This window comes from Nocardia sp. NPDC050799 (assembly GCF_040654015.1).
Classification (GTDB): domain Bacteria; phylum Actinomycetota; class Actinomycetes; order Mycobacteriales; family Mycobacteriaceae; genus Nocardia.
The window spans coordinates 1-8,816 of the sequence record NZ_JBFAHF010000074.1 but is presented as its reverse complement, the minus strand read 5'-3'; the positions used below and the strand labels follow the sequence as shown (position 1 = coordinate 8,816).

10 protein-coding genes and 2 pseudogenes are annotated in these 8,816 nt (G+C 64.5%); 5 read left to right on the top strand and 7 right to left on the bottom strand.

The window, feature by feature from the left end:
- Positions 1-166: 166 nt before the first annotated feature.
- The 7 genes from AB0H42_RS35095 to AB0H42_RS35065 form a co-directional block, all read right to left on the bottom strand.
- The gene (locus tag AB0H42_RS35095) at positions 167-514 is read right to left on the bottom strand and encodes a hypothetical protein (protein ID WP_357064040.1); all 348 of its coding nucleotides are present in this window, start codon (positions 512-514) and stop codon (positions 167-169) included.
- A 66-nt stretch (positions 515-580) separates the two neighbouring features.
- Positions 581-1,138 carry a saccharopine dehydrogenase NADP-binding domain-containing protein gene (locus AB0H42_RS35090; RefSeq protein ID WP_357064037.1) on the bottom strand — a complete coding sequence of 186 codons (558 nt, stop codon included), beginning with the start codon at positions 1,136-1,138 and terminating at the stop codon, positions 581-583.
- A 13-nt stretch (positions 1,139-1,151) separates the two neighbouring features.
- Positions 1,152-1,547: a VOC family protein gene (locus tag AB0H42_RS35085; RefSeq protein ID WP_357064034.1), complete on the bottom strand. Its 396-nt coding sequence runs from the start codon at positions 1,545-1,547 to the stop codon at positions 1,152-1,154.
- A gap of 90 nt (positions 1,548-1,637) precedes the next feature.
- Entirely contained in the window at positions 1,638-2,306 is a 669-nt protein-coding gene (locus tag AB0H42_RS35080; RefSeq protein ID WP_357064031.1) for an SDR family oxidoreductase, read from the bottom strand.
- 87 nt (positions 2,307-2,393) lie between these two features.
- Positions 2,394-3,221: an LLM class F420-dependent oxidoreductase gene (locus AB0H42_RS35075; RefSeq protein ID WP_357064028.1), complete on the bottom strand. Its 828-nt coding sequence runs from the start codon at positions 3,219-3,221 to the stop codon at positions 2,394-2,396.
- Positions 3,222-3,449: 228 nt separating this feature from the next.
- Complete coding sequence (locus tag AB0H42_RS35070; protein WP_357064026.1) at positions 3,450-4,301, bottom strand: helix-turn-helix transcriptional regulator; 852 nt, start codon at positions 4,299-4,301, stop codon at positions 3,450-3,452.
- Positions 4,291-4,734: an Rrf2 family transcriptional regulator gene (locus AB0H42_RS35065; protein ID WP_357064023.1), complete on the bottom strand. Its 444-nt coding sequence runs from the start codon at positions 4,732-4,734 to the stop codon at positions 4,291-4,293. The genes AB0H42_RS35070 and AB0H42_RS35065 overlap by 11 nt, the downstream gene beginning before the upstream one ends.
- Before the next feature lie 298 nt (positions 4,735-5,032).
- On the opposite strand from AB0H42_RS35065, the gene AB0H42_RS35060 reads away from it, so the two are divergent.
- The 5 genes and pseudogenes from AB0H42_RS35060 to AB0H42_RS35040 all read left to right on the top strand — a co-directional run.
- On the top strand, positions 5,033-5,776 hold the full coding sequence (locus AB0H42_RS35060; protein ID WP_357064020.1) for a glucose 1-dehydrogenase: 744 nt from the start codon (positions 5,033-5,035) through the stop codon (positions 5,774-5,776).
- Between the two features lie 47 nt (positions 5,777-5,823).
- Positions 5,824-6,711: pseudogene (locus AB0H42_RS35055) on the top strand (LLM class F420-dependent oxidoreductase); the annotation flags it as partial.
- Positions 6,712-6,813: 102 nt separating this feature from the next.
- A complete protein-coding gene (locus tag AB0H42_RS35050) occupies positions 6,814-7,086 on the top strand; it encodes a cupin domain-containing protein (RefSeq protein WP_357064044.1) in 273 nt (90 codons plus the stop codon).
- 256 nt (positions 7,087-7,342) lie between these two features.
- Positions 7,343-7,777, top strand: a pseudogene (locus AB0H42_RS35045) (IS5 family transposase); the annotation flags it as partial.
- 101 nt (positions 7,778-7,878) lie between these two features.
- A partial coding sequence (locus AB0H42_RS35040) for an IS701 family transposase (protein WP_357064042.1) occupies positions 7,879-8,816 on the top strand: 938 nt, incomplete at its 3' end.

Here is an 8,816-nt window from a genome sequence, read left to right as displayed (position 1 = left end):
CGGGTCATCAACGAATCCAACTCGGCCACAGCACGATCCAACACCACACCACAGATCTACCAGAACCGCCTCACCCGAGTGTCGTTGCAGTATTAGAGGAGTCGGGGAGGCGTGTACAGCGGTGAGACTCGAGGTGCGAGCGTCCGCCGGCAGCCGCTACCTTGGTTCACAGGTCGCGGATGGTGGTGTCGGCGATGGTTTCTGCGAATCCGTTGCCGAATAGTGATGCCGGTGCGTGGAAGCCGGGTCGGTGCTCACCGCTCAGTACTCGGCGCGCGGCCTCTGCGGCGGCCAGGGGAGTGAACGTATAGCCATTGACGGTATCGAGCAGCGAATGCACGATGGCACCGTCCTGGTCCTCCACGGCCACTGCGGCCTGGTATCGGTTGGTGCGTCGCTGCTCTTCGGTGGGCCCGTCGGGTAGTGAGGAGAGGTCTCCTTCGGGGAACGCGTCGCCCGAGATATGCACGTATGTCTCGATGTTCGAAACGTTGGTGGCTCGCCAGATGGTCACCAGGTCGGGAAGCGTCGCGGCTGCGCAGGGCACGTAGCCGTCGCCGAAGTCGAATTCCAGGACGTCCTAGGGGCTTCGTGACGTCAGTTTCCCGTCGGCTCGCATGAGGCAATCGGTCGTGAGGTTCTCGGTGGCGCTGACCGCTGATCCCCGCGACATCGAACCGGACACGTGCAGCGCGATCTGGATTCGCCGTGGGTTGGTGACGCGTTCGCCGGCGTGGCCGGCTAAACAGCCGAGCATGGCGACGCTGCCGCCGCTTCCGGGGAGCAGCATCACCCCGGCTGTTTGCGCTTGCCCGTCGAGTTCTTCGGCGAGGCGGTAGCTATCGAGTTCAGCAGCGATGTCGAGGTAGTGGACCCCGGCTCGGATGGCGGCTGTCATCAGCGGCGGCGCGGTCCGCAGGTAGGGGCCGGCGCAGTTGAGTAGCACGGCGACGTCAGAGATCGCCTCGTCCACTGAGGCGGGGTCATCGAGCCCGAACGCCCGGTAGTCGACGCCGAGTCCGGCAGCGAGCTGCGCCAGCCGGGCGCCGTCGCGTCCGGCGAGGATGGGGTTGAGCCCCGCGGCCGCGGCGTGTTCGGCGGCCATCCGTCCGGTGTAGCCGGTAGCTCCGTAAATCATCAATTCGGGCATGTCAGTGTTGCCAATTCTTGTAGGTGAATTCGAGGCTGTAGCCGTCGGGGTCCAGCACGCCGGCCGCGTAGTAGCGGGGGTCGTAGTAGTCCCGGTACGACGGGGGCCCGTTCGCGGTCGCGCCGGCTGCGATCGCGGCGGCGTAGGCGGCGTCCACCGCCGCGACGCTGTCGGCCACGAAGCCGACGTGGACAGCGCGGCTGTCGACCACGCCATGTCGAAGCCAGAAAAAGATGCGGCCGTGTTCACCGAAGCCCTTCAGATCGGGATGACCTGGAGGACCTTCCTTTCCGTCGTAGTCGACCCGGGTCGTGATGCCGAGCGGCGCCAGTGCCGCGGTGTAGAAGTCGATCGAGCGATCGACGTCGCTGGCTGAGATGAAAACATGGTCCAGCATGATGCTCTCCGTGTCGTCAGATGACGAAGCCGCCTGCGACTTCGATGGATTGGGCGTTGATCCAGCGGCTATCGTCGGAGAGGAGGCTGACTATCGCGCCGGCGACGTCTTCGGGTTCACCCACCCGGCTAGCGCCGTCTGCGAGGACAGCAATGCATCGAATTCGTCGTCGAGGCCGCCGCCGAGTTCCGTGCGAATCGGTCCGGGGGAGATGGCGTTGACGCTGATCCGTCGCTCGCCGAATTCCTTTGCCATGTATCGGGTGAGGACTTCGAGACGACCTTTGAAGCTGGCGTAGGGTGCGACGCCGGCGGTCGTCACCCGAGTAGTCGCGCTCGTCAGGTTCACGATCTGGCCGCCGTCGGCGATCAGCGGCAGCAGGGTCTGGGTGAGGAAGAACGGCCCCTTGAGGTGCACGTTGAAGAGGCCGTCGAACTCCGCCTCGGTGACCGTGGCAATGGATTTGAACAGGCCGTAGCCGGCGTTGTTCACCAGATAGTCGAAGTCGGCGCGGTCCCACGTTGTGTGCAGCGCCGCCAGGACGGCGTCGGCGAAGGCCGGGAACGACGAACTGTCAGCGACGTCGAGTTTCAACGCGACGGCTCGGCCCCCGACCTCGACGATGGTGCCGACGACGTCGTTGGCGGAATCCGGATTGCTGTTGTAGGTGAGGATTACGCCCATACCGTGTGCGGCGCATGCCCGTGCGGTAGCGGCGCCGATTCCTCGGCTGCCTCCCGTAATGATGACGATGCGCATGTGGGTCTACCTTTCAAAAGCGGTTGACTGCAAGTCAATCCGGACGGCGACGGGGGTGGAAGGCGAGCCTTCCTGGGAGTGCTGCACCTAGGAACGCAATTGGGCGGTGAGCGCAACGAGGTGGTCGAGCGCTGCCGACGGGTCGGATGCCTCGGTGTCGACGGGAAAGACGATTCGTTCCACGTCGAACCGTCCGTACCCGGCAATGATGTCCGCCTCCGCTGGCCCCACGTGCATGACGGTCACCGGCACCTCGCGGCCTGCGAGTTCGCGCAGCCGCTCGATCTTCGGGCCCAACCCGTCGGGTGACTCAAGGTTGGGGAACCAGCCGTCGCCCACCTTCACGACCCTGGCGAATGCCTTCTCGCCGCCGCCCACATAGACCGGAGGATGTGGGCTTTGAACGGGTTTGGGCCACGAATAGATCGGATCGAAATCCACGAACTCACCATGAAATTCGGCCTTGTCGTTGTGCCAGATCTCCTTCATGGCCAGGATGTGCTCGGTCGCGATCGCTCCGCGCCTGGTGGGGTTTCCGCCGTGGTTCGCCATCTCCTCGACGTTCCAGCCCGTGCCGATCCCGAGGATGAACCGGCCGTTGGAGACCAGATCCAGCGACGCGATCATCTTGGCCGTGGTGATTGGATCCCGCTGCGCGATCAGCGATATGCCGGTTCCAAGAAGCAGGTGATCGGTGACTTCGGCCATGATGCTGAGAGCCACGAAGGGGTCGATGGTGTGGTAGAGCGAGGCCGGGCGATCACCGAATGGATACGGCGATATCTCCTTGACGGGAATGTGAGTGTGCTCGGCGAGGAAGATCGAGTCGAATCCCCGGTCCTCGACGGCGCGGCCATAGGCCGCTGGCGTGATGGTGGATCGGTCGGTGAACGTGCAATTGATGCCGAACTTCATCGGGGTCTACTCCTGGCAGTGGTTGCGTGGCGCCGATTCGGGACTCCAGCCCATCGCGTGCTGATAGAAGACAGTCAACCCGGATGACGACAGGTGCAGAAGGGCGAAGCTTCCTAGGAGTGCTGCACCCAGGAAGCGCCCGTCGCCCATGTCCAGATGGCGCACCTACGCGCCACACTGCGGGGCCAAAGCCATGCGGGGGTAGGCGAAGGCAACGGCGCGCATTGGCTACACCCAGGTCTGGTGGCGGGTCGCGGCGAGCGAGCCCAGCAGTTCTACCGCGTCGGCACTGGGTGACCCGGGTTTGGCGGTGACCACCGTTAGTTGTTGGCCGGGGGTGCTGCGGATGTCGAAGGCCTGGTGACTCAGTTGGAGCAGTCCGACGTCGGGATGGCGGATCGTGGTGTGCGTCGCGCTGAGGCCTTCGACGGTCTGGTCGTCCCATTGATCGCGGAACGCCGCACTGTCGCGATACAGGCGCTCGACCAGCTCGGTGACCTCTGGGTGTGGTGGCACGAAGCCGTCGGCCAGGCGCAACGCGCTGACCGACGCCCTGGACACTTCCTCCCAGTTGACATAGAAGTCGCGGGCAACCGGGTCGAGGAAGATCGCGGCCACGACGTTGGGCTCCCGGTGCAGCAGTGGTGCGGTGAACGCCCAGCCGGCGGGATTGGCGACGAGGATCCGCAGCGCCGGGTTGGTGACGTAGGCGATCGCGTGCGGGAAGGCCTCCATCGTCTGGAGCAGTTCAGGGCTTACTGCTTCGTCGGTTTGGGCAGAGTTCGGGGACAGTTTCGCCAGGCGGAAGGCGTGCGAACGGGCGTCTGCAGTGAGCCGCAACGCCTTGATTATCGCGTCGACCACCTGCGCCGAGGGGGTGCGCTCACGGCCCTGCTCCAGGCGGGCGTAGTAATCGGCGCTCACTCCTGAGAGGACAGCGACCTCCTCGCGTCGCAGGCCCATGACACGCCTGCCCGACACCGCGGGTAGTCCCGCCTCCTGCGGTGTCACCCGCGCACGCTGGGCACGCAGAAAATCGCCCAGTTGATTGACCGGTGGTTGAGAAGCCTTACTGGGCATGTTGAAGCTCCATCCTGGCGCCGTTATCGGCTTGCGCCAGAATGTCGCGCAGGATGTCGGCGATGGTTGTCTGGGCCAACGATTCGCACAGTGCGGTGGTGGCTCGCTCGTAGGCTTGGATCAGCACAGGCTGAATCCCCGATCCCACATGGCAGTGGTAGTCCGGCGGTGAGGCGTGCATCGCGAAGACGTTCCCGCCGACCGCGCGGTAGACATCGTGCAGACTGATTTCGGACGCATCCAGCGACAGCGCCCAACCGCGGTTGCGGCTGGACTCGACGAGGGCGGCCGCCCGCAGGTCGCCCAAGCATCGGCGGATGACCACCGGGTTAATGTTGACGCTTGTCGCAATGCGCTGCGAGGTGCCTACCTCGTCACCAGTGCCGCGGCGATCGAAAGCGATCCACGTCAGGACGTGGACTGCCAGTGTCATCCTGCTGTTCGCGCTCAACCTGCACCCGTCTTTGGTTTGGGACTCGCTCCACGACGAGGATCCTCACTGTAACTGGTTTAGTTACATATGTCAGGTTGGTCGGGATCAGGTGCCAGGGGTGCGCCAGCAACCTCAATGTAGGGCGGATGCGAAAAGCGCTTCTGCGCAACGTGTTCAATCTGGCGGCCGGTCTGGATGCAGGCCTTCCTGGGTGCAGCGCTCCTAGGAAGTCTCGCCCTTCTGCGCTCGCCACTATCCGCGTTGACTCGCCTCTAACGACAACCGAGAGGAAATCACCATGGGCAAACAACTCGCAGGCAAGGTAGCGCTCGTCACCGGAGGAAGCGCCGGTATTGGGCTGGAGACAGCTCGCCGCTTCGCTGCAGAAGGTGCGCAGGTCTACGTGACCGGGCGCCGCAAGGAGGTGGTTGATGCCGCCGTCGCCGACATCGACGGCGACGTCACCGGTGTCGTGGGCGATGTCGCCGACCTGGCCGCCCTTCACGCGCTGTACGCCACGATCGCCGAACGCAGCGGCCGCCTCGACGTCCTGGTCGCCAACGCCGGCGGCGGACAAATGGCCGGATTGGCTGACATCACCGAAGAGCACTACGACACGACCTTCGACGCGAATGTCAAAGGCTTGGTGTTCACCGTGCAGAAGGCGCTGCCGCTGCTGCAGGAGGGTGCATCGATCGTCTTGCTGTCCTCGGTCGCCGGCATCAAAGGCCTCGCCGGCGTCAGTGTGTATGCGGCGACCAAAGCTGCGGTGCGCAATTTCGCGCGCTCGTGGGCGGTTGAACTGGCACCTCGTGGCATCCGTGTCACTGCGCTGTGCCCGGGACCGGTCGCCACACCTGGCTTGGCTGGATTCGCCGCCGAGGTCCCCAGCGATGAGGCCGCCTCCACGATCGCAATTCCGATGGGCCGTATTGGCGATCCCAAGGAGGTTGCCGCGGCCGCATTGTTCCTCGCCTCGAACGAGTCGTCGTTCCTCACCGGTTCGGACCTGCTGATCGACGGCGGCCAAGCAACCGCCTGACACGCACGTTTCAAAATCAACCGATTTGCACATTCTATGGAGGCACAATGAAATTCGGCGTCGCTACATTCTTCACGGGCGAGGGAATCGGGCCTGCCGCGCTGGCCGAGGCGCTCGAAAAGCGTGGATTCGACTCGCTCTTCGTCACCGAACACACCCACATCCCGGCCTCGCGGCGCACGCCGTACCCCACCGGCGGCGAACTGCCCGAGAAGTACTACCGGCTGTTCGACCCCTTCTTGGCGCTGACCGCCGCAGCCACCGTCACCCGCACACTGCTGCTGGGCACCGGCGTAACCCTGATCGCTCAACGCGATCCCCTCATCACCGCCAAAGAAGTCGCCACACTCGACCAACTGTCCAACGGGCGCTTCCTGTTCGGGGTCGGCATCGGCTGGAACCGAGAAGAGATGGAAAGCCACGGCACCGACCCCAAGACGCGAGGCAAGCTGGCCGACGAACGCCTAGAGGCGATGCAGGCGATCTGGACCCGCGAGATCGCGGAGTATCACGGTAGATTCGTGAACTTGGATCCGCTCTATGCCTGGCCGAAGCCGATCCAACGCCCGCACCCGCCCCTCTACTTCGGCGGCGGGCCGGCGGCGTTCCCCCGCATCGCGCGGTTCGGCGGCGGCTGGTATGCGGTCAGTCCCAGCAGCGATGAACTGACCGCATCAGCGGCACAACTGCGCGCGGTGACAGGAACCGACACCCGTATCACCGCGGCTCACGTCGGCCCGGTGACAGAAGAAGCTCTGCGCGGTTATGCAGACAGCGGTGCAGAACGTGTCGTCTTCGACCTGGAGACCCTGAGCGAACCCGAGACGCTCGCACGGCTCGATGAGTATGCGGCCTTGGCCCGTTCGCTCGGCTGGTCGCCGGCTACACCGGCCCGGACAGATACGTCCGGGGAGCACGGTCTCGCGACCGGTGCAGGCCGACCGCAGCACCGCATCTGGCGCGACATCCCGCCGACACCGCTCGGTGACTTCGGTGATCGCATCACGTTCAAGGCGCTGACCGCCGACCTCGCACAGGTGCTGCAAGTCGAGATCGCGGCGGGCACGGGCATCCCCAACCAGGACGATCCGAGCGAGCAGGAAGTCCACCCCATGGAGCAGATCGACGTCATTCTCAGCGGAAGGATGAAGTATGTCGTCGACGGCAAGGAACTCACCCTGGGGCCGGGCGAAGCGATCGGGATTCCGGGCGGAGTCCCGCACTCTGCCGTGACACTGGAAGACACCACGATGATCGAAGTCTTTACGCCAATACCAGACTTTCCGACCAACGAAATACGCACCCGCTGAGGAAGAGTCATCAACTCCGCGCATGTCCACAGTCGAATCAGAGACGCGAACTCTCACGCCGCGGTGATGTAAGTGCGTGTCTGGGACCTCCGGCGTCGGCCGGTTCGTAGCACTCGAGATTTGAGTGAACTCCTGGTAAGGCAGTGATTGCTGAAGTCAGGCCGTACCAGGAGTTCGTGTGTCATCATCGCTCATCACGTCGTGTTCGTCATGCCCGGCTGCCGATCACCTGTGCCGGGTGTATCCGTCCTCGTCGATGACCGATGCCCAGTGGGCGCTCCTCGAACCGATGCTCCCTGTCCCGGGCAACACCGGAGGACGCGGCGGCAGAAACGAAAAATATTGCCGCCGACTGGTATTGGACGCGATCTTCTACCTGTGCCGCGGCGGTATCGCCTGGGCGCAACTCCCGATGGACTTTCCGCCGTACAAGACCGTCTACGACATCTACCGCCGCTGGACCCGCGCCGGGGCCTGGCAGCAGATCCACGACATGTTGCGTGATCGTGCCCGCGTGGCCGCGGGCCGAGCACCCCAGCCCACCGCGGCGATCATCGACTCCCAGACCGTTCGCGGCGCCGACACCGTGCCCGGTTCGAGCCGGGGCTACGACGCCGGCAAGAAAATCAACGGCCGCAAACGCCACATCGCCGTCGATACCGGCGGGTTACTATTGGCGGTCGTGGTGACCGCCGCTAGTACTCCAGCCGCACTTGGTTATGTTGTGCGGTATGGTCTTTCGTCGTGTCGATCGATGAGAACCTGGCTGCGTGGGTGGCTGGGCTGGATGATCTGTTCGGGCTGGTTGCGGGGCGTTTCTATCGTGCGGAGCCGCGGTTGCGGGCGCGGATGTATGTGCGGGGGTTGTTGGCGCCGTTGGCGGGGAAGAATGGCTGGACGCTTGCCGAAGCGGCCGGTGATCTGACCCCTGATGGGATGCAGCGGCTGTTGAACAAGGCCGCGTGGGACGCTGACGGGGTCCGTGATGATGTGTGCGCCTATACGGTCGAGCATCTCGGTGACCCCGATGGCGTATTGATCGTCGATGAAACCGGATTCTTGAAGAAGGGTGTGAAATCTGCTGGGGTGCAACGGCAATACTCGGGAACAGCAGGCCGGATCGAGAACTGCCAGCTGGGTGTCTTCTGCGCCTACGCCACCGGCAAGGGTCGCACGCTGATCGATCGGGAGTTGTATCTGCCGAAGTCGTGGACCGAGGACCGTGATCGCTGCCGGGAGGCGAACATTCCCGATAGTGTGGAGTTCGCCACCAAGGCCACCCTCGCCCGCAAGATGCTCGCCCGAGCACTGGACGCCGGGGTCCCGGCCCGCTGGGTCACCGCGGACGAGGCCTACGGCGGGGACTACAAGTTCCGGACGTGGCTCGAAACCCGTCACATCGGGTACGTGGTAGCGGTGCCACGCAGCCAGACCATCCCGATCACCGCCGGTTGCACCCGCGCCGACCACCTCGTCGCGCAAGCACCGCCGGAAGCGTGGAAGCGTCTGAGCTGCGGTGAGGGTGCGAAGGGGCCACGGATGTTCGACTGGGCGGTAGCGTCGCTGCCGGTCTACGAGTGGACCACCGCCGCGGGCTGGAGCCGCTGGCTACTCGCACGACGGGCGCTGACCCCGAACAGCAAAGGCGAACTCGAGATCGCCTACTACATGTGCTTCGCACCCACCGGCACCAGCGACGACACCCTCATCCGGGTCGCCGGCACCCGCTG

What these genes read in the sequence shown, in the direction of transcription:
- AB0H42_RS35090 (WP_357064037.1), bottom strand. Translation starts at nt 1,138, where the DNA reads ATGATTTACGGAGCTACCGGCTACACCGGACGGATGGCCGCCGAACAC.
- AB0H42_RS35085 (WP_357064034.1), bottom strand. Translation starts at nt 1,547, where the DNA reads ATGCTGGACCATGTTTTCATCTCAGCCAGCGACGTCGATCGCTCGATC.
- AB0H42_RS35080 (WP_357064031.1), bottom strand. Translation starts at nt 2,306, where the DNA reads ATGCGCATCGTCATCATTACGGGAGGCAGCCGAGGAATCGGCGCCGCT.
- AB0H42_RS35075 (WP_357064028.1), bottom strand. Translation starts at nt 3,221, where the DNA reads ATGAAGTTCGGCATCAATTGCACGTTCACCGACCGATCCACCATCACG.
- AB0H42_RS35070 (WP_357064026.1), bottom strand. Translation starts at nt 4,301, where the DNA reads ATGCCCAGTAAGGCTTCTCAACCACCGGTCAATCAACTGGGCGATTTT.
- AB0H42_RS35065 (WP_357064023.1), bottom strand. Translation starts at nt 4,734, where the DNA reads ATGACACTGGCAGTCCACGTCCTGACGTGGATCGCTTTCGATCGCCGC.
- AB0H42_RS35060 (WP_357064020.1), top strand. Translation starts at nt 5,033, where the DNA reads ATGGGCAAACAACTCGCAGGCAAGGTAGCGCTCGTCACCGGAGGAAGC.